The sequence below is a fragment of the Bradyrhizobium japonicum USDA 6 genome (genome assembly GCF_000284375.1).
Classification (GTDB): domain Bacteria; phylum Pseudomonadota; class Alphaproteobacteria; order Rhizobiales; family Xanthobacteraceae; genus Bradyrhizobium; species Bradyrhizobium japonicum.
This window is the reverse complement of the sequence record NC_017249.1, coordinates 3815146-3835771: the sequence shown is the minus strand read 5'-3', so window position 1 is coordinate 3835771 and position 20626 is coordinate 3815146. Positions and strand designations below refer to the sequence as shown.

Annotated in this window: 14 protein-coding genes and 1 pseudogene; 8 read left to right on the top strand and 7 right to left on the bottom strand. The window is 62.4% G+C overall.

Going from position 1 to position 20626, the window contains the following annotated elements; translation table 11 throughout:
- Nucleotides 1-3: 3 nt before the first annotated feature.
- Nucleotides 4-1155: an AGE family epimerase/isomerase gene (locus tag BJ6T_RS17895; RefSeq protein ID WP_014493862.1), complete on the bottom strand. Its 1152-nt coding sequence runs from the start codon at nt 1153-1155 to the stop codon at nt 4-6.
- Between the two features lie 86 nt (nt 1156-1241).
- Between BJ6T_RS17895 and BJ6T_RS17890 the strand changes: the two genes are divergently transcribed.
- Nucleotides 1242-2465, top strand: coding sequence for a phenylacetate--CoA ligase family protein (locus tag BJ6T_RS17890; RefSeq protein ID WP_014493861.1), 1224 nt, complete (start codon nt 1242-1244; stop codon nt 2463-2465).
- A 2-nt stretch (nt 2466-2467) separates the two neighbouring features.
- On the opposite strand, the gene BJ6T_RS17885 is transcribed toward BJ6T_RS17890, so the two are convergent.
- From BJ6T_RS17885 to BJ6T_RS17870, 4 genes and pseudogenes are all read right to left on the bottom strand, one after another.
- A complete protein-coding gene (locus BJ6T_RS17885) occupies nt 2468-4105 on the bottom strand; it encodes a carbamoyltransferase family protein (RefSeq protein WP_014493860.1) in 1638 nt (545 codons plus the stop codon).
- 123 nt (nt 4106-4228) lie between these two features.
- Nucleotides 4229-5416 (bottom strand): annotated as a pseudogene (locus tag BJ6T_RS17880) (Gfo/Idh/MocA family protein); the annotation flags it as partial.
- Between the two features lie 111 nt (nt 5417-5527).
- A complete protein-coding gene (locus tag BJ6T_RS47270; protein ID WP_160321078.1) occupies nt 5528-5695 on the bottom strand; it encodes a hypothetical protein in 168 nt (55 codons plus the stop codon).
- Nucleotides 5692-6957, bottom strand: coding sequence for a class I SAM-dependent methyltransferase (locus BJ6T_RS17870; protein ID WP_014493857.1), 1266 nt, complete (start codon nt 6955-6957; stop codon nt 5692-5694). Before BJ6T_RS17870 ends, BJ6T_RS47270 begins: the two co-directional genes overlap by 4 nt.
- Before the next feature lie 263 nt (nt 6958-7220).
- Here BJ6T_RS17870 and BJ6T_RS17865 point away from each other — a divergent pair, with 263 nt between their 5' ends.
- The 3 genes from BJ6T_RS17865 to BJ6T_RS17855 all read left to right on the top strand — a co-directional run bounded on the left by BJ6T_RS17865 (nt 7221) and on the right by BJ6T_RS17855 (nt 11923).
- Nucleotides 7221-8279: a glycosyltransferase family 2 protein gene (locus BJ6T_RS17865; RefSeq protein ID WP_014493856.1), complete on the top strand. Its 1059-nt coding sequence runs from the start codon at nt 7221-7223 to the stop codon at nt 8277-8279.
- Entirely contained in the window at nt 8279-8986 is a 708-nt protein-coding gene (locus tag BJ6T_RS17860) for a class I SAM-dependent methyltransferase (protein ID WP_014493855.1), read from the top strand. Before BJ6T_RS17865 ends, BJ6T_RS17860 begins: the two co-directional genes overlap by 1 nt.
- 111 nt (nt 8987-9097) lie before the next feature.
- On the top strand, nt 9098-11923 hold the full coding sequence (locus tag BJ6T_RS17855; RefSeq protein ID WP_014493854.1) for a hypothetical protein: 2826 nt from the start codon (nt 9098-9100) through the stop codon (nt 11921-11923).
- A 116-nt stretch (nt 11924-12039) separates the two neighbouring features.
- Here the strand turns inward: BJ6T_RS17855 and BJ6T_RS17850 are convergent, their stop codons facing one another.
- Nucleotides 12040-13917: a hypothetical protein gene (locus BJ6T_RS17850; protein ID WP_141378585.1), complete on the bottom strand. Its 1878-nt coding sequence runs from the start codon at nt 13915-13917 to the stop codon at nt 12040-12042.
- A 550-nt stretch (nt 13918-14467) separates the two neighbouring features.
- Here BJ6T_RS17850 and BJ6T_RS17845 point away from each other — a divergent pair.
- From BJ6T_RS17845 to BJ6T_RS17830, 4 genes are all read left to right on the top strand, one after another.
- Complete coding sequence (locus tag BJ6T_RS17845) at nt 14468-15490, top strand: fatty acid desaturase (protein ID WP_014493852.1); 1023 nt, start codon at nt 14468-14470, stop codon at nt 15488-15490.
- Complete coding sequence (locus tag BJ6T_RS17840) at nt 15487-16419, top strand: class I SAM-dependent methyltransferase (protein ID WP_014493851.1); 933 nt, start codon at nt 15487-15489, stop codon at nt 16417-16419. Before BJ6T_RS17845 ends, BJ6T_RS17840 begins: the two co-directional genes overlap by 4 nt.
- A 486-nt stretch (nt 16420-16905) precedes the next feature.
- Complete coding sequence (locus BJ6T_RS17835; RefSeq protein WP_014493850.1) at nt 16906-17595, top strand: acylneuraminate cytidylyltransferase family protein; 690 nt, start codon at nt 16906-16908, stop codon at nt 17593-17595.
- A complete protein-coding gene (locus BJ6T_RS17830; RefSeq protein WP_014493849.1) occupies nt 17592-19844 on the top strand; it encodes an N-acetylneuraminate synthase family protein in 2253 nt (750 codons plus the stop codon). The genes BJ6T_RS17835 and BJ6T_RS17830 overlap by 4 nt, the downstream gene beginning before the upstream one ends.
- 3 nt (nt 19845-19847) lie before the next feature.
- Here the strand turns inward: BJ6T_RS17830 and BJ6T_RS17825 are convergent, their stop codons facing one another.
- Nucleotides 19848-20615: a class I SAM-dependent methyltransferase gene (locus BJ6T_RS17825; RefSeq protein ID WP_141378584.1), complete on the bottom strand. Its 768-nt coding sequence runs from the start codon at nt 20613-20615 to the stop codon at nt 19848-19850.
- Nucleotides 20616-20626 lie beyond the last annotated feature (11 nt).

The window sequence follows — 20626 nt, the reverse complement described above, 5'->3', positions numbered from 1 at the left end:
AACTCAGCTCAGCACCTGCTCCGCTTCCGTGACTGCGCAGAGAACATGATAGAACGACGACGCAGGAATGGTGTCGACCAGCGATTTGCCGTCGCGATCGAACTGGTCGTACCAGCCGCCCTTCACGGGATGGCTGAGATAATGCCGTTCGAGCCGCACCAGCGCCGCGCGCGCCTCGTCCGCAGCGCCCGCCTCGCCGGACTCGGCCTGCGCGATCCACGCCTTGGCCATCTCGGTCTGCGGCCACAGCCGGCGCGTGCTGCGACGGATGTTGCCGCTGGCATCGCCCTCGTCGACCATGCAAGCCGTGGCCTCGTCGCGATAGCGCAGCGCGGTCGCGAGCAGCTCGGCGCGACGCTGTCCGGTCGGGCAACCCGTGATGCGTTCAAACCCTTTCAGCAGCCAGACCCATTCGGCCTGATGGCCCGGCTCGACGCTGACCGGCTCGATCTTGGACCAGTCCTCCTCGAAATATTCCGTCAGGATCCGCTTCTGCTTGTCGTAGAGATTGGCGAGGAACAGCGCAAAAAATTCGCCGGCGCGGTTCTGGAACGACAGATCGTGGGTCGCATCGAAGCAGGCGATCATCGCCTCGAACAGATGCATGTGCGGGTTCTGCCGGCGCGGCAGCGAGATCGGCAGGCCTTCATGCACGCCGCCATGCGGCGAGCGCAGATGGCCGTCGAGGAAGGCGAGCAGCGCGTCGATCTCGGCGCGAATTTGCGCATCCTGGTCGAGCCCGTAGACGGCCGCGAGCGCAAACAGGATGAAGGCGTGGTCGTAAGCATCACGCCGGCCGTCGAGCACGGCGCCGTCCGGCGCCAGCCGGTGCACGTAGCCGGGCCGGCCGTCGGGCGCCTTCGCTTTGCTGAGCAGATGCTCCAGTCCCTTCAGCGCGATGGCGCGCCCCTCAGGATACCAGCCCATCTGCGCCGCCTTGGCGTAGCACCAGATCTGGCGCGCCTGCACGAACACGCGCCGCGGCGCGGACGTGTCGGCCGTGCCGTCAAGCTGCAGCCGGTCGATGAAACCGCCTGCCGCATCGTCCCAGCCGACGGACGACCACAGCGGCAGCGCTTCGTCGATCATGCGGCGCTTCAGGCGCGCGACGACGTCCGCCGCCCCACCCGCCGCAATGATGCCTTCGTCCGCCATCGCGTCCTCTCCACGCCTCGATACTGGCCGTCTGATACCCATGCCGGCGGCGGCGTGCAACGGATGCCAACCCGGAAAGACCAGCCATGACCGCCCATTACGACGCCCGCGAGACGCGCGAACCAGCCGCGCGCGAGGCGGAGCTGTTCTCCCGCCTGCCGGACGTGCTGCGCGGCGCAATGGCCGCACCCGCCTACGCCGAGCGGCTGAAGGGCATAGATCCGGCCGCCGTGACCTCCAGGGCGGCGCTGGCGGGCCTGCCGGTGCTGCGCAAGTCGGAGCTGCCGGCCCTGCACAAGGCCTCAGCGCCCTTCGGCGGCTTCGTGCCGGCAGCCTCGGGATCGTTCGCGCGCCTCTTCACCTCTCCCGGTCCGATCTTCGAGCCTGAAGGGCGGCAGGCCGATCCCTGGCGCGGTGCGCGGGCGCTGTTCGCAGCAGGGTTCCGCCCCGATGACATCGTGCTCAACACCTTCAGCTACCACCTCACCCCCGGCGGCTTCATCTTCGATGCCTCGGCCCGCGCGCTCGGCTGCGCGGTGATCCCGGCCGGTCCCGGCAATACCGAGCAGCAATTCGAGCTGATCGAGGCCTACCGTCCGGTCGGCTACAGCGGCACGCCGGACTTTCTGAAGATTCTGCTCGATGCCGCAGCAGGCTCGGGGCGCGACATCTCATCGATCAAGCGCGCGCTGGTCTCGGGTGCGGCCTTCCCGCCCTCGCTCCAGGCCGAGATCAAGGCGCGCGGCATCGACGCCTACCAGGCTTTCGGCACCGCCGACCTCGGCCTCATCGCCTTCGAGACCGAGGCGCGCGAGGGCATGGTGGTGAACGAGGATCTCATCATGGAGATCGTCAAACCCGGCACCGGCGATCCCGTCGCGCCGGGCGACGTCGGCGAGATCGTGGTGACCTCGCTCGATCCGCACCATCCCTGGATCCGTCTCGCGCTCGGCGACCTTACCGCGGCGATGCCGGGCCCGAGCAAATGCGGCCGCACCAACATGCGCATCAAGGGCTGGATGGGCCGTGCCGACCAGACCACCAAGGTCAAGGGCATGTTCGTCCGACCCGAGCAGGTCGCCGAGATCGGCAAGCGCCATGCAGCACTCGGCCGCCTGCGCCTCGTCGTCATGCGCCAGGGCGAGGCCGATGCGATGACGCTGCGAGCGGAAACTGCGGCCGCGAGCGACGCCCTGCGCGATGAAATTGCAGGCACCCTGCGCGCGGTGACGAAACTCGGCGGCAATGTCGAGCTGGTCAGCCCGGGCGCGCTGCCGAACGACGGCAAGGTGATCGTGGACGAGCGGTAACTTCAGCTCGACTTCGACAGTCGATAGTTGCCGAGATACAGCACGTCCAGACCCGAGCAGAAATACGTATGCAACGCCTCCAGCGGCGCGTTCACGGTCGGCTGCTCGTTGATGTTGAGGCTGGTGTTGATCAGGACCGGCAGCGACGTGGCTTTCGCGAACTCGCCGATCAGGCGGCTGTAGAGCGGATTGCTGTCCGCATGGACGCTCTGGATGCGCGCGGTGTTGTCGACATGGACCACCGCGGGCATGGTCTCGGCGACTTTCTCATTGACCGGAAACGTCACCACCATGAAGGGCGCATCGAACGTGTCCTCGAAATACTCGGCCTGGCGATCGTAGAGCACCGACGGACAGAACGGGCGGAATTCCTCGCGATATTTGATCGTGAGGTTGATGCGGTCCTTCATGTCTGCATGGCGCGGATCGGCCAGGATCGAGCGGTTGCCGAGCGCGCGCGGACCATACTCCATCCGCCCCTGGAACCAGCCGACGGTCTTCTGCTCCGTCAGGTCGGTGACGCAGCGCGACACTGGATCGTCGAGCCGCTCGAACCGCGCACCGATCTTGTCCAGCGTCTCCTTGATCGTGTCGTTGGAATATTCCGGTCCCCAATAGGCATGGGTCAGCGGCGCGATCGTGTGGCCAGCCTCCGCGCATTTCATCATCGCGGCGCCCAGCGCCACGCCCGCATCATGCGGCACCGGCGGAACGTAGAGACGCTTCACGGACGGCTCGGCCGCGATCTCCATGTTCATCTTGCAGTTCAGGCCGACGCCGCCGGCGATGCAGACGTCGCCGCAACCGGTCTCGGCGATCGCGGAGCGGATCACCTCGGTGGCGACGATCTCGAGCTGCTTCTGGCCGCTCGCGGCGATATTGGTCAGCCGCTGGTCGAGCGGCGCACCACGTAGCCGCCGCGGCCCCAGAATCTCCTCCATCTTCTCGGTGAAGATGCGCTCCTGCCGCGTCGAGAAATCGCTGGTGAAGATTTCCGCGTCGCGCCGGCGCTTGTCGAGTTCGGGATCGAGTTCGTAATTGATGCCGTTGGGACGCAATAACTTCGCAAACTTGTCGAGATAGTCGGGGCTGCCATAGGACGACAGACCCATGACCTTGTACTCGTCATTGGTCATCTGATAGCCGAGATACTGGGTCAGCATCCCGTAATAGAGCCCGAGACTGTTGTTGCGGCCGAACCGCGTCAGCACGCGGAAGTCGTTACCGCGGGCATGGGCGACGAGGCCGGAGCTGGAATCGCCGGAGAAGTCGAAGCAGGCGACGGTCGCCTCGGAAAAACCTGATCCGTAGAACGAACTCGCGGCGTGACAGAGGTGATGGTCGTAAAGCTCGATCTTCGGGCTGTGACCGAACTGGTACCTGAAATATTCGGTGAGGCGCTGCGTGTAGTTCGTGTAGGTCTTCAGCGGCGAGCAGATCCAGTCGACGTCGCGCATGGTGATGCCGGCCTGCTTCAGGCAGAAGCCGATCGCCCCACGCGGCAGCTCGCCGCGCGCATGCTTGGCCAGCGTGAAACGTTCCTCTTCGGCCGCAGCGATCAACTCGCCGTCGCGCAGCAATACCGCCGCTCCGTCGTGGTGGCCGTGCTTGATGCCGGAGCTTATCCCAATCACATACATGTAGACCTCTTGGGAGCTTTCTATAGAAACTGACGGGGATGTAAATCTTGCTGCCTTGGCAATTTTGGCTCTCGCCGGCGGCGGTCAGGCGGCGCAACGCCCGAGAGTGGCGGCGCCTCAGGCCTAAAGGCCTCGGTTCAAATGGCCGCAGAAGTCCGAGCGGCGGATCGTTGCCATCGTTCGACGCAGCTTATCGTCCTCGACATGGTCCGTCGGCCCCGCCATGTCGGCCGCGTCCAAGATCAGGCCCATGAGCTCTCGCCTCTCGTTCTCGGTGCGCGGCTCCTGGACGTCCAGAAGCGGCGCGATGTTGTCTATGACCCAAGCCGAAATATCGGGATCCCTCATCGAACCGCCGCGCGCAAGGCGCGCCGCTGCGGCCGCCGCCTCTGCCACAACCAATTGGGTCCGCACCGCTTCGGCCAATTCGACGGCTCCCATGCAACGGGATGCCGATCGGGGAGAAGACCAGGCATCCCGCCCCAGACGCACAATGTCCAGAAAGCCGGCGAGCTCAACCGCGAGCGGACCGATCCTGCCGTCCGTTTCGAGGCTCGGTTGCTGAGCTCCATCGAGGATGATTGCGCCGGGCTCATGCGTGAAGTCGAGCTCGGCATGACCTCCATCGCGAAATGCAAGCCCGATGCGCCGCTTGCGCGCTGGCGCCCTTCGTCCGAACCGCAGGGTTGCGCGAGCTTCGCGCATATCGACCTCCACCTCGACGGCACCCTGCGCACATGGCTTCACCGTGCGCGTTTGCGGCTCCGCAGTGTCGTCGATCAGATGCAGTATCGACCAAAGATGGGGGACGATCTCGTCGACCTTGTGGGTCGTCAGGTTAGATGACTTGACGACGCCGTGCCGGATCTCCTGCTCCGGATCCAGCCACTCCAGTTCGATCGCAGACACCGCCCGTCCCGCGGAAAGGCGCAAGAAGTGAAGCAGGAATGGGGCCGTCATCAGGTGGAGACCAACGAGAAGCGGAATACCGCGCTCGGCTGCCAGATCGACAAGCCGCCTTGCCTCGTCCACACCAAGGGCCAGTGGCTTCTCGACCAGGGTCGGAACGCCGCTGCGCAGCAGGAGCTCGGCGGTCTCGGCGTGATTGCCAGCAGGAGTCGCGACAATGGCGGCGCCAGGACGCAAAGCCAATGCCACATCCAGGCTGTCGACCACCGTGAATCGATCACCCGCTCCCGCAAGATCGGCCAGGAATGCCTCTAGCGCGGCCTTGTTGTGCCGCGAGACCCACAGGATGCGTGCGGTCCGGTCGGAAAGCTGAGCCAAGACGGAGGCATGCGTTCGCCCCCACCGTCCGCCCCCACCAAGGCGACCGTAACGCCGCTCATCAAAACTCCTTTCGCGTCCGCACGGTGCGAGCCGGTAGAAGCTCTTGTTCGGTCAGCTGCGTGACAATCGTCGTCAATCTGATCGAGCGGCAAAGGCAAGGACGTCGTCGTAAATCAGGTCCGCCGCCTGGAGACGACCAAACCTCGCGGACGGCAGAGTGCCCGAGCCGAAATCATCATTGCTGCGTCCTCCAGGGAGCAGCGGCGCATGCGGCGGCTTGACGGCCGCCGCATTGCTCAATCCGGCAATATCCGGACCTCGGGCAAGGGCATGACCAATTTCGACTTCAATCCCCTGGCGCGCAATTGCTCGGCAATGGGCTGACCGTAGTGCCAAGCGAGCAGCACGACATAGTCCGGCTGCTCGCGGATCAACCGTTCGTTGTCGACGATCGGAATCTGCTTTCCGGGCAAATGCAGACCGAGCTTGAGCGAGGTCGGTTGCTCGCAGATGTACGGCATGAGCATGCGGTCGATGCCGACATAGTTCAGCAAGGTGCTGCAGCGGCCAGGGCACGAATTGCCGACGAAGCTCAGCCCCTTCTTGTTGGCTTCGAGGGCGAGCTGGAGGAGGTCGAGCTTGACCTTTTCGGCTCGCGCGCGGAAAGCCTCATAGCATTCGGGCCGCGAGAGACCGAAATCATCCTCGGCCTTCAACAATTCCGCGACCGCGGGCTTGACCGGACGTCCCCGGCCCTTCGCCACATAGACGCGGATATTGCCGCCATAGCGGCTGACGCGCTGCGCGTCGACACAGGTGAAGTCGTAGAATTCGAACAGCTTGACGATCGACTTCAGCGAATAGGTGCGAAGGTGCTCATGGTAGATCGTGTCGAACTGCCCGCCCTCGATGACGTCGAGCAGATAGTGGTTTTCGAGAATGAAGACGCCGTCGGGCGCCAGCAAGCGCTCGAGGCCGCGGATAAAGCCGCCGAGCTTCGCCACATGCGCAAAGACGTTGGTGGCAGTCGCGACCTTCGCGTGACCGTGCGTCTCAACCACCTTGCGGGCAGTTTCCTCGTTGAAGAACGCCTGCAGCGTGTCGATGCCTTGCTCCTGCGCGATGCGACCGATGTTGGTCGGCTCGATGCCCAGCACCCGCATGCCGCGCCGCTTGAAGCCGGAGAGCAGCGTTCCGTCGTTGGACCCGATGTCGACAACGAGTTGATCCGGCTTCAGCCCGAGGTCCGCGACCGCGTCCTGTACGAACGCATCCTGGTAGATCGCAAGCTCCTTGGTGATACCGGAGCGGTAGGGGTATTCCGGATGAAAGACAACCTCAGGAGGAACGACATAATCGATCTGCGACAGGGAGCAATCACGGCACCAGACCTGACGCAACGGATAGCTCGTCTCGGGGCCATCGAGTTGCGCCTTTGAAGGCAGCGAATCGCAGAGCGGTTGATGGCCGAGGTCGATGACAAGCTCAAGTCGTTCGGAGCCGCAAACCTGGCAGCGTGTCAGCTTCCCGGTCGGAATGTCGTGATGTGATGCGTTGGGCATTCGGAACCTTAATTGCAACAACGAGATACTGCAAATTTCTGGAAGACGACCTTCCCGAGTGGGGGTGCGACATCAGGCGCGCCGGGCGACCCTTACTGGAAAGCTCCCCATTAATCAAGCATATGCCCTTCGGAACGCTACGTAATTTGCCGCCGGCGGGTGGGGATGGCTTTGCGCGATGCGCCACATCTGTTACTAGCAACTTTTCGCCGGCATCAACTCTCGGCCGAATACCGATAGCCACGGACAGGACAACGAACGAAATGCGCGGGACGTCTTCTGACACTGAACGCAAGCTCATTTCCATTTTGATTCCTGTCTTCAACGAGGAAGACAACATCCGCAGGGCTTATGGCGCCGTGCGCGATGTTTTCGAACAGATGAACGATCGCTATGCGTTCGAAATAATCTTCACGGACAACCACAGCACCGACAACTCGAGTGCGATTGTCTCCGAGCTGGCGGCCAAAGACCCTCGCGTGCGCGCGGTACGATTTGCCAGAAACTTCGGATTCCAGAGGTCCGTGCTCACAGCCTATCGTCTGGCCTCCGGTGACGCCGCGATCCAGATCGACTGCGACCTCCAGGATCCACCGACGGTATTCCCCAGATTTCTTGAGCTGTGGGAGCTGGGCCACGACGTGGTCGTCGGCATCAGGCGGTTTCGGCAGGAGAGCAAGCCGCTGCAATGGGCGCGCCAATTTTACTACCGACTGCTGAAAAGGCTGTCCGACGACAATCTGATGCTCGACAGCGGTGACTTCAGGCTGATCGACCGTACCGTTCTGGATCAACTGCACCTGATCAATGACGTCGCACCCTACACGCGCGGCCTGACCTCGCTGCTGGCCACCAAGCAGGTCGGCGTGCCCTACGACCGCCAAGCGCGACAGGCGGGCGTCAGCAAGTTTCCTATTGCCAAGCTGATCGCGCTCGCTGTCGACGGGATGATCACACACTCGATCTTCCCGCTCCGCCTCGCGGCGTTCGTCGGATTGGGCATCTCGATGCTGACGTGCCTTGGCAGCTTCTTCTACATCTTCGCGCGGCTGTTCTTCGGGGTCGACTGGCCAGCAGGCTTCGCAACCACAACCGTGCTGCTGCTGTTCGGCATCAGCCTCAATGCCATTTTCCTCGGGATCATCGGCGAGTATGTGGGGCGCATCTACAACCAGGTGCGGTCGCGGCCGACGACCGTGATCGAGTACAGTGTCAACGTGCCCAGCGCGTCACTAGACCGTCTGGCGCTAGGGGCGGCAGCGCCAGGGGACACCCGGGCGCCAGCCGAAATCCTCCGCCGAACCGGAACGGGGCAAGCTTGATGACGGAATTCGACCAATATCGCGACGGCTATAGCGCGCAAATCGACGATGCGATCGCCTTCAGCGGCCAGCCCCAGGATTTCTTCACGCGCGCCAAGGCCCGTTATCTGCTGGACACGTTCTCCAAGGTCCGGTCGCAGAACGGTACTTCGTCAAAACCTCTCGATGTTCTCGATATCGGCTGCGGACACGGCCTCATTCATCCCCATCTGAGGCCTGCGCAACCCGGCATCAAGCTGACCGGAATCGACGTCGCTGGCACGGTCATCGAGGAAGCCAGGGCCGACAATCCGGACGTCCATTACGATGTCTATGAAGGCACGCGGCTTCCCTACGATGCTCGCACCTTCGACATCGCCTTTGCCATTGCCGTCATGCATCATGTGCCGCCCGACGATTGGAAGTCCTTTCTCGTAGAGGCGGCTCGCGTGGTCCGGCCGGGAGGTCTCGTCATCATCATCGAGCACAATCCGCTCAATCCGCTGACGAAGAAGATCGTCAGGACCTGTCCATTCGACCAGAATGCCGTGCTGCTCCGTTCGAACCGGCTCGCCAAGCTTTTCCGCGCCGCCGGCATGGTCGATATCGAGCGGCAGTTCATCATATTCACTCCGTTCGACACGCCCTTCTTTCACAAGCTGGACGCGAGCCTCGGCTGGCTGCCGCTCGGGGCGCAGTACTGCATGGCCGCTCATGTGCCCTCGTAGGGCCCGTCGCCCGACACCGTGCGGCCGCGCCCCTCTCCGATCACCATTGCGGCAAGGCGCACTATGCATCGCCTCCTCGCCTCATCCGCCTGAGGCTTTGGGAAAGGTTGCATGAAGGCAGACGTGCAAGAGCCCTACCGGGAGGCCGCGCGGCATCGGTCGAGCAGCTGGCTCGACGACGTTGCTCCGCTGCTGTCGAGCGCGGCCCTGACCTTGCTTGGCATTCTCGTCGCGATCGTGCTCGGCGATCTGCTGGCGATTGATTCGCGACAGCGGACGATACTGATCTTTTTCGCCGGCATTCTGGTGCTGCCGGTATCTACGGTGACGCTGCAATATTGGCTTGATCGCCGCTGGCCCGGAGTGGGACGTTCTTTCGAAGCCCTGAACGTGTGGTGTGCGGTCGCGGCGCTGACGAGCCTTGTTCTTGTCGCATTGGCGGCATGGGCCGCCCGCAACGGTGTGACTTTCTGGTACAGGGCCGGAATGCATGCAGCCAGGATCGTGGTGTTCGTCTATGCCGCGCTGCTGCTCGCCGCCTGCTTGAGCGACAAGGTGCTCGATCAGGCGCGTTCGATCATCGCGCGAGCGAGCTCAAGGGCTGTGCCATCGGTCGCGCTGGTGCTTGCTTTCGCGGCTGCCGTGATCGTCCTGTTCAGGATCGGACCGGGACATCGACATTTCAGTCCCCTGTTCGACTTTGTGTTTCGCACCCTGCCCGGAGGATTCCCGGATCGGTCGAGCCTGCTGCTCGCGATATTCACTGCAGTCCTCCTCGTGACAGTCGGCGCATGCCTTCTGATGCTCGAACGACACCTTGCTGCGACCCAGCCCGCCCAACTCCGGTTAACCCAGCGGGTCGCCCTGGTCTGCGCGCTCGTCGCCAGCACCGTCCTGAGTTTCGACTTCTCGCTCGCCGGCGACCCGTTTCACTACATGACCGTGATGGGTCCTGCCCTGCATCTCCTGCATGGCGGCACGCTGATGGTCGACACTTTCTCCCAGTACGGACCGGGCCCCGTCCTCGTCACCTACCTTGCGTTTCGGCTCGGGCCACCGTCCTTTGCCGTCGCCAGCGTCGCCATCCAGTTCTGCAACCTGCTCTTCTACGCTCTTTTCATCACGGCGCTTTGGCAATCCACCAGGGCCCGGATGAGCGCGGTCTGGTTCGGGCTGGTGTTCATCCTGTTTTGGCTGTCTGCGTGGGACGGCGGCCAGGGCAACGTGAACGCCGCACCGTCGGTGCTGGGAGCGCGCTATCTCCCCATCCTGCTCATGGCCGTTGGGATTGGCGCTCGAACCGGCGCCCGGCATTCCGCCCTCGTCTTCCTGGCCGGCTTTCTGTCGGGCCTGTGGAGCATCGAGGCGTTCGTCGGCACGTTTGCCCTTTATTCCGGCTCGCTCGCCTTGCGCAATCTCCGTGACCGGAGCTACGCCAGGCTGGCGAAGGACCTCGCCATCGCCACCGTGATCATGATGTCGGGACTTGCTGCGCTGTCGGTCGGCACACTGCTCGCGGCGGGCAGCTGGCCGGCCTTCGACGTCTATCTCGGCTTCCTGTCGAGCTACAACCCGATTGGGCAGTTCTGGTCCATACCGTTCGACGCGACATTCTGGGGCTGGATTCCAATCCTGGGCGGGGTCGTGATCGCGGTAGCCGGCTGTTGGCTGCTGGTGCTCGACAACAAGCGCAGCGCGTTGCACGCCACGAGCGACACCTGGCTGCGCCACGCGCTGCCTGCCGCGATCCTGACGGCCATTACGGGTTCCTATTTCGCGGCCAGATCGGTCGACTACACCGTCGCCATCGCTCTCTTGCCGTTCGCGTTGTTGTTCATTCCCACCGCGCTCTGGTTGGCGGACCGTGCGCTGGACGGAGATCGCGTGGCGGGCATATTGACCGCGTTGACGACCGTCGCCGTGCTCTGGGCCTCGATCTTCTCCTGCCTCTACATGTTTCGTATCGACTCACCGTACTCGCTGCTCCCCGGTGAGTGCAGGTATCATGATCGCTGTACCCCCGCCGCCCTGTACACGGCCTTGCGCGGGAAAGTCGATCGCGAGCTTGCTCTACGTTCGACAGACAATCCCTGGTCCCTGGATGACTACGACCGTGCAATCATTGCGGATGCAAAGCACCTGATCGAGCGGTACGCCGCGAACTCGCCGAAAGTCACCATGCTGCTCGGCGAAGGCGCGAATACGCAGCAGATGCTCAGCGACATCACACTGATGTATGCGAACAAGTGGCACACCTGGCCGCGATCCTTCACTTTTTCGGATGAACTGGTGCCGGCGATCTATGCACGCATCCTGGCGACCGACGTGACGCTCGCGACCGGAGATCTGGTTGTCAGACGTCGCGACGAGGCGAGCCTCGGCTCGCTCGAAAAGGCCATTCTCGAGCGGCTCAGGGCCCGCGGCTCTCTCTGCGAACTTCGCGGATCGACGCCCGAGGTGATCGCCTACCGGTTCGAGAAGACGGGAGATCCGCAATCGCCGGAAGCTTGCCGTGAGCAGCAGATCGACGGTGAAGCCGCTGAGCGATCCACCGCACCACTGCAGGATATTGCGTCATTCATCGACGCCCTTCGAACCGTGGGGCACGCCCTCCCGGATGGGGTGCTGGATTATCCGACCCTGGAACGCGCGGGGGTCGCAGTTCCTCCGAACCTGATCGCCGGGCGGCGGCTGGTCTCCTACGCCGGACCCATGTCTCTACAAAAACGCCAATCGCGGCTGATCATCGATCTCTCTTTGTTTCCCAAGACCACATGCCAACAGCTCTTGCCGGCCATCAGCCAGCTCGCGGGCGTCGCGCGAATCGCGATCACCGCGACTTTGGCTGACGAGCAAGACGCTCCGATTTCGCAAGACCGGGCAAAGCTACTATGCGCTGCCGAAAGGCGATTTTTGCGGATCATCGCGGCCCTCTGAGATCGCCCGCGTTCCAAGCGAAACAGTGGCCTCCCTGACATGGTCTTCGTCGGCCCCGAAATCATACCGAAGCAAACGCCCGTGACCGCGGCCGCGCACCGGACGTTGTTGCAGGCTCACGATCGCGGAACGGCACAGCTTAGCCTGCGACCGACTTGCGGGGTGGAAAGGACCAAAATCTTGCCCAGCCCCCATCGTGCCGCCCGAGCGCAAAGCTGATCATCGCTTGCAACGTCCGAGACCGCGTCTTCAGCGTTGTGCGCCCCCAGATAATACCTGTCCTTTGGACATCCGAATTCGGCGGGGTTGATCCCCTTGAGCATGGGCACGCCGAGGACTGCAGGAACAATCAACGGGTCGCCGCGACAGTCGATATAGGTCGTCCAGAATGGCCGATTGTCCGGCGCCACGAACACGGCGGTCTGATGCGTTTGCCCTCCACTCAAGGAGCGCAACGTCTCGATCGACTGCCCTCCCGGCGTGTGCTTCACATCATCGCCTATCTCTCCGCGAAGGCTGCCGCCAGGCGCAAGCAGCGCTGCGGTTGCGTGCAAGGTCGACAACGGGGCCGCCTCGCCCCTGCCGGCGAGTGTGTGGGCCCGGGCGCGCAATTCCTGGAACTGTCTCACCAACTCGATGGGGCTGCGTCTCTTCTCGTTCGTAGCGAGCGCCACGACAGCGATGAAGATCAGGATCACCGCGGGACGAATTGCCCGAGGATTTCGCCTTTCGAGCATCGAACCGCCGTAGGCTGTCAAAAAGGCGATACAGACGAAGGTCCCGACATTCGCGAAATAAAAGGCCGAGCCTCCGATGATATCGAGCAGGAGAGCCGGGGCAAGGCTCCCCATCGCAATGAGTGCCAATGCCTCCGCGAGCCGCATCTCGGCCGAAGTGCCTGAGAGCCAGAGGCGCGAGGCGCCATACAACAGCACCAGATTGGCCACGATGTTCGGCAGCGAACCGCGCGGAAACTCTCGCACGAAAGCCAATGGTCTCAGTGCATGGACGTATTCACCGGCTTCGGGAGAGCCGATCGCGCTCGCAAGCCAGACCAGCGGAGCGATTGGGGCGGCAACCTTGATGAAGTTCAAAAGAGTAAGTCCCAGGCGCCGCCACAGCAAAAATCCTGCGGCGCCCCAGAAAATCACTCCGACCGAAATCTTTGAGAACAAGACCAACGTTCCCGCGACCGCAAGGGCTGTCAGGGGAGGTCCGAGCGGTGACCTCTCGTCGGCGATCTCCGGGAGCAGTGGTAAAGCAAGCAAGAGCAGAAAAAGGGAGATGAAATAGCTTTCGGAAACCAGATATGAAGTCCATCCCCAGAGATCGGCGATCATCAGAAGCAGGAGCGGAATGAGCGTGACTAGCGCGCTGTCGCTCAATCCTTCCGCCGAGCGCCGCAACAGCAAGCCCGCCATGATCAAGCTGAACAAGAGCAACGGAATGGCGATGATTTGCGCCGTAAGATAGTAACTCTCGAGCGTGGTGACGCCGAGCCACAGGCCGACACATCCCATCCATATGTGGGACAGCACGTGATACTTCATGGGCATGAAGCCGTCCAAGCCCGTGCTCAAATGTCCGAAGTTGACGAGCATGTTGGCGATCGACGCATGATATAGCGTGTCGAGGTGCTGCAGGCCCGTTGCCGCCTGTTCCGGCGTGAGGACAGTGGCATACCCCCTGGAGTTCACGACGAAGAAGTAGCCGATCCCGGCGCCGCAGCCGCAGACGACTGCCAGCACCGGCATCCGCGGCGCCATGCGGCGCACCAGCCCGGCGGCACGTTGCACGCCCAGGAACACCATCCCGAGCAAGACCGGGTAGGTGATGATGTCGGCAAAGACCCGACCGAACCAGGCAAGGCACGGCAGAAAGACGATGGCGATGACCGAGAGGACCACGCCGGCATGGCTTGCACCCTGGTGACGCCGGGAACTCAGTACAAGCAGGCAGGAGACGGCCGCTGCCAACAGCAGAAACGCCTTCACGAACGCGAGCCAGTGTGGGCTTCCCAGGGGCCAACGCACGATTGCGCATGCGATCGCCGATGTCGCCGACATTGCCCACGTGAAGATCGCTGCGAAGCAAATGGAGTTGGCTTCAACCGGCGCCCGGCTTACGCCGGAGGCTCGACCCAACACGTCCGGCGGGGGGAATGCACGCAGGCTACGTCCTTCTAAAATCCGGTATCGGAGGCGCTTGAGCAATTCGTCGATACGGGACTGTCGAAATAGCCAATTCCGGGCCCTGCGACCAGTGCGTTGACCGCAAAGCGGCGGAATTCATGAAGCTCGCGGCGGCACGAGCAGGCCCCGTCCGCACGCCCCGGCGCCGCCCGCGAAGCCGCGCTGCGCGCCCCCTCGGCATGAGCGGTCGGGCGTCGGCGCGGGAACAGCGACGGTTGCCGCGGCAATAACCGGTTGAGTTGCAGTTGCGGAAATTCTATAGATTTGCGCGGGCGTAGCGGGCGCGCGAACGGACGAGGCAAGCCTTGCCTAACAAGCCTTGCCTAAATTGTCGCGCCAGGGAGAATATCCTTTGAAGAGCGAGGAAAACGAGGACCTGGTCGCGATCCGATCGGACATGGATTACTCGAGAAAATTCCAGACGCTGCGGCCGGTCCTCGTTGATCGAAGCGGCCAGCGCTATCTGGATTTTCTGAAGACCCTGAAGCCCTCGTACGTTCGAGTATGGGCCGACATCGCGCTTGGATACGCCGCGTTGCTAGCGACGGCGCTCGCTACCGCTATTGCTCCTCGTTATGGATGTCCTCCGTGGATCGCGACGCTGGGCGGTGCCCTGGCGGTCGGATTCTGGGTCGCCTATCTGCAGTTGTTCATTCACGAAGGCGCCCACTTCAATCTGGCGCAACGTAGAGAGACCAGCGATCTGCTGTGCGATATTCTGATCGCATGGATGGTTGGTACTTCCGTCCAGTCGTACAGGCCTTTTCACTTCCAGCACCACCGTGCACTCGGCCAAAAAGACGATAGCGAGATGAGCTACTTCTTCCCGCTGAATCTGCTTTTCATCTTCAAGAGCCTGTTCGGGCTGCGGTCGATCGAGGTGCTTTCCAAGCGACGAACGAGCGCCGGGAAGGCCCGAACGACCCGGGAAACGTTCTTGCTGCTGATCGGCCTTTCAATTCACGGCACGATCGTCGGCGCCAGCTTTTGGTTTGGCTTCTACACGCTCGGCTTTGCATGGATCCTCGGCATCGGCATGGTTTTTCCGTTTCTCGGGGCGCTACGGCAACTGCTGGAACACCGTGACCCCAACGCCGACCCGCACATCGACTATTTCGAACAAGACCATGGAGCCTACACCCGGGTCTTTGGCCCAAGCGTCTTTTCCTCGTTATTCGGCGCCGCCGGGTTCGATCGACATCTCTTGCACCACTGGGAGCCCCAGGTCTCCTATACAAACCTCCATCAGCTCGAGGCCTATCTGCTCGATACAGATATCGCCCCGATCATCGAGATGCGTCGGTCCAGCTATATCAATACATTCCTTGGCCTTCTTCGGGCTGACGTCATCGTCACGAGAAACAAAACACAATGAGCTCTCCCCCGTGCTGCCCCCTGTGCACGCGAACCGATGTCAGCCACTTCGCGAATGCCAATGACGTTGAGTACTTTACAACGCCGGATACGTTTTCGTTTTACCGCTGCACCGGCTGCGACATCGTCTTCATTCACCCGATGCTTTTCGACCGGTTGAATGAAATTTACCCGTCCAACTACTATTCTTTCCATGCTTCCGAAGCAGACTCCATCGCGCTGAAGATCAAGAACTTCCTCGACGACAGAGCCTTCAGATCCATCACCCGTCAAATTCCTGGAAATGCCTTGTCCGCCCTGGACGTGGGCGGCGGCAGTGGATGGCTTCTCGACGCTCTCAAGCGAGCTGACCCCCGCGTAACCCACACCACGGTCGTCGACATCGACGCCGGTGCGGAGGACGCCGCCAGAGCAAAGGGACACGAATTTCACCTCACGCCGGTGGAGGGCTTCAAGACTGATCGGCAGTTCGATCTGATCCTTATGCTCAATCTGCTGGAGCACGTTCCCAATCCTGCAGCACTCCTGGAAAAGGCTCGCGGCCTGCTGAAACCCGGAGGACGGATTTGGATCAAGACGCCAAATTACGATTCTCTCGATGCCCGGCTGTTTAGGAACCGCTCCTGGGGTGGATTTCACACGCCCCGTCATTTCGTGTTGTTCACAAGGGAAAGTCTCATTCGCCACTGTCAGGAGGCCGGCTTCGAAGTCCTGCAATGCAAGTATACTCAAGGCGCGCCGTTCTGGACTGTCAGCGCCATCAACGAATTGAAGTTGCTCGGGCTCGCCGACGTCTCCGCGAACAGGCCATCACTGAAAAATCCGCTAACGCCATTCTTCCATCTCGCGTTCGCAGCTTTCGACTTTGCGCGAATGCCGTTCTCGAAGACATCTCAGATGAATATTCATCTGACGCTACCGTCGAGATAGCGCCCGGTACGCGTACCAGGCCTCTCGCAAGCCCGGAGCAACCTGCTGACCTGGCGTGCGCTCAGGTTACTGCACCGCCCGCGAAGCAAGTTGAGCTGGCTCCGGACGAAGCCCTGCTCGCATCGGAAACCAAACACGATCCGTCCGACGGGACCTTGGGGGAAAGCACTCAGGCTGCGCCCCTCAACAACGCGATCATTTAAGCGAAACGCTCAACATTCGGGCCACGCCACCGAGCCGTCGGAAGAGGCAATTCCGGGCTCCCGGACCGCCGTTTGCCTTGCACGATCCCGCCCCGTGCCGTATCTAGCGACTGCTGATCGAGGTCGACCAAGCAGCGCGTCGCGGGAGATAAGAGCTGGAAATACCTCCGGTTTTTCGATTTTCGGACGGGCACGCGCGACATTTTCGGAGGGGGCGTGCCAACCGCCGAGACTGCACCGCTTGCCGCGGTGATCCCACCTGGCATGGATGAACGTAGATTCAATGAACGCGTTGTCTAGCAAGCCGAGCTTTGTCGCCCTGGTTCCGCTGCGCGGTGGCTCCAAATCGATCCCCGGCAAGAATGTCAAACCGTTCTGCGGCCGGCCGCTTTGCGCCTGGACGCTGAGCGCGCTGCTCGACTGCGACATGGTCTCGCGCGTCTTCGTGTCGACCGACAGCGAGGAGATCGCCGCCGTGGTCAGGTCGATCGATTCCCGGATCCTCGTGCATCCCCGCCCCCCCCATCTGGCGGCCGACAACTCCACGACCGAAGAGGCGATCTACGACCTGATCGACGCCTGCGACATCTCGGAGCCCTATCTCATCACCGCGCAGGCGACGAGCCCGCAAACGACCCGCCGCGATGTTGCGGACGCCATTTCTCGTTTCGTGTCAAGCAAAGCGGACTCGCTCGTCACCTGCGTCAGGACCCGACGGTTCTTCTGGAATGACGATGGCACGCCAATCAACTATGATCCGTCGAACCGTCCGCTGCGCCAGCAATGGAATGGCACGCTGATGGAGAACGGCGCGTTCTACATTTCGACCGTGGATCGGCTGCGCGGGCGTAGCGCGCGCCTTCACGGCAAGATCGTCGTCCACGAGATGGACGAAAGCACCAGCATCGAGCTCGACGAGCTCTCCGATTGGGAGATGCTTGAGACCGCGTTCCGCAGGAACATCGCAGGATGATCATCGACAGAGACCTCCAGAGCTATCTGGTGCACGAGGACGCCTCCATCCAGGAGGCGGCGAGCAAGGTCGCGGCGAACCGGCGCGAGATCGTGTTCTGCGTCGATGGCAGCGGCCGGCTGCTCGGCAGCCTCTCGAACGGCGACATCATCCGATGGATCGGCGCGGGCGCCGCGTCGGGCGTGCAGGCCGCGGTCGGCGACCTCTGCAACCGGCGCGTCCGCAGCGCCGTCGCGGGCGACCGCGAGACCGCCAACAGGCTGCTGCGCGATGTGCTCTACGTGCCGCTGGTCGACGCGGAGCGCCACGTCGTCGGCGTCGCCCGTCAGCGCCATCCCGGCGAGGGTATCAGGATCGGCAGCCGGACCATCGCCGAAGAGAATCCGACCTTCCTGATCGCGGAGATCGGCAACAACCACAATGGCAGCCTCGAGGCCGCCATGGCCCTGATCAAGGCGGCGGCGGAGGCCGGCGCCGACGCCGCCAAATTCCAGATGCGCGACATGGCCGGCCTCTACGGCAAACGGGCGAAGGGACAGAGCGAGGATCTCGGCACCGAATACGTGCTCGACCTGCTCGACCGCTTCCAGCTCAGCGACGAGGACCTCTATCGCTGCTTCGACTACTCGGCCTCGCTCGGAATGGAGCCGCTCTGCACCGCCTTCGACGTCAACAGTGCGGACAAATGCCGCGCATACGGATTGAAGGCGATCAAGACGGCGTCCGCCGACCTCACCAATCACGAGCTGCTCCAGCACATCGTCGACCAGCGGATCCCGATCATCTGCTCCACAGGCATGTCGACCGAGGACGAGATTCGCGAGACGGTGAAGCTGCTTCAGACGTCGGGTGCGGAGTATGTCATGCTCCACTGCAACTCGACCTATCCGGCGCCCTTCCGCGACATCAACCTGAAATACATGCTGCGCCTCCAGGAGCTTTGCGAGAGCGTGGTCGGATATTCCGGCCACGAGCGCGACGTCTTCGTGTCGGTCGCGGCGGTGGCGATGGGCGGGCGCCTGATCGAGAAGCATTTCACGCTGGCGCGCGACCAGGAAGGCAATGACCACAAGGTCAGCCTGCTGCCGCATGAATTCAAGCGCATGGTCGAAGGTGTGCGCCAGGTCGAGGACTCCCTCGGCAGCGCCCTGCCCCGCATCCTCAGCCAGGGCGAGAAGGCCAACCGCATCAGCCTCGGCAAGTCGATCTTCGCCATCGACGCCATCGCGGCCGGTACGACGATCACCCGGGAGATGATCGAGATCCGCAGCCCGGGCCAGGGACTGTCACCGAACCGCATCGACGAGGTGATCGGGCGGAAGGCGCCGCGCGCGATCCCCGCGCAGACGCCGCTCTATCCATCCGACATCTCGGACCTCGGTGAGCTCGCTGCCGGTGCACAAATCAGTTTCAGGCGCCCCTGGGGGGTTCCGGTGCGCCATCGCGATGCCGACAAGCTGATCGCAGCGGTCAATCCGGATTTCGTCGAGTTTCACCTGAGCTATCGCGACCTCGGCATCAACGATTCCGACTTTCTTGCCGACAGCTATCCGTGCGGCTTGATCGTGCACGCGCCGGAACTGTTCGAGGGCGACCACGTGCTCGACCTGACGATCCCGGACGACGACTATCGCACGCGTTCAATCGCGGAGATGAAGCGCGTCATCGCCAAGACCAAGGCGCTGGCGCAGCGTTTTCGCAACGAGGGCCCGGTCGGCATCATCTGCAACGTCGGCGGCTTCTCAGCCACGCGCTTCCTCACCGCCGAGGAACGAGCGGTTCGCGAAGCCCATTTGCGCGCCAGCGTCCGCGAGCTCGCCGATCCCGCGGTCGAGCTCTGGCCGCAGACCATGCCGCCCTATCCCTGGCATTTCGGCGGCCAGCGCTACCACAATCTGTTCGTCTCCAGCGACGACATCGCGCGCAGCTGCCGCGAGCTCGGGGTGCGCATCTGCTTCGACACCTCGCATTCCCAGCTCGCATGCACCGAGAACCGCTGGTCGTTCGACGAGTTCATGGAGGAGATCGGCTCGTTCGTCGCCCATGTTCACATGGCCGACGCCCGCGGCGTCGACGGCGAGGGCCTCCAGATCGGCGAAGGCGAGATCGATTTCGGCAACGTATTCCGGGTGCTGAACAGGCAGGCGCCACAGGCCTCGTTCATCCCGGAGATCTGGCAGGGACACGAGAACGACGGCGAAGGTTTTCGCGTCGCGCTCCAGCGGCTGTCGAATTTCGAGGACCGCTAGAGCTCACTCGGGCTTCGGTCCAACCGGCTTGAAGTGGTAGTAGCTCGAATAGCTCCAGAAGTCGCTGAACTTCATGCCCTTGCTGGTAATGAAGCCGGCCGCAGCTATATAGCCCTTTCCCTTGCGCACCTGTTTCAAACCGGCGCGATTGATAAGGGACTGCATCACCGAAGAGGGAAACAGCGAGATGTGGCCAAATTCGCCGGGACGTTCGGTGCGGTAGCGGTAGCTGTTGCCCGTCAGCAGCCAGCTCACTCTCTGAAATATATTCGTGCAGTTCGGCACAGTGACGTAGAGCGACCCCGTATCGGTCAACAGCTCTCGCATCGATCTTATGACTTTGGCCGGGCACTCGAGATGCTCCAGCGTGTCCGAGCACACGATGAGATCGAACTTCGAAGCGACCACTTCCTCCAGCCTCTGTTCATTCAGATCGACCTGCTGGTAGGAAGAAACGGAATTCGGAATAAGAGATGAAGGGCCACCCCAGTCGACGCCATGGACCTCGGGGAACCCGGCCTCCCTCATCAGCTTGGCAAGATATCCGGGTCCGCAACCGACATCGAGAACCTTGCCGACGAATCCGGGCTGCTCTTCCCTGATAAATTCGACAAGGTCTTGATGCCGCCGAAGCTGCGGAAATGCGTTCGGACTGCTCTTTATCCGTTCAATCATGCTCGCCCCGGCCGGTTGACATCCCCAATATTTAGCCAAACTCTCCGCCGGTTGAAAGCTCGACTTGCTCCGCGCAAGATGGCCGGAACGGGCCACCTCTTCCCGCG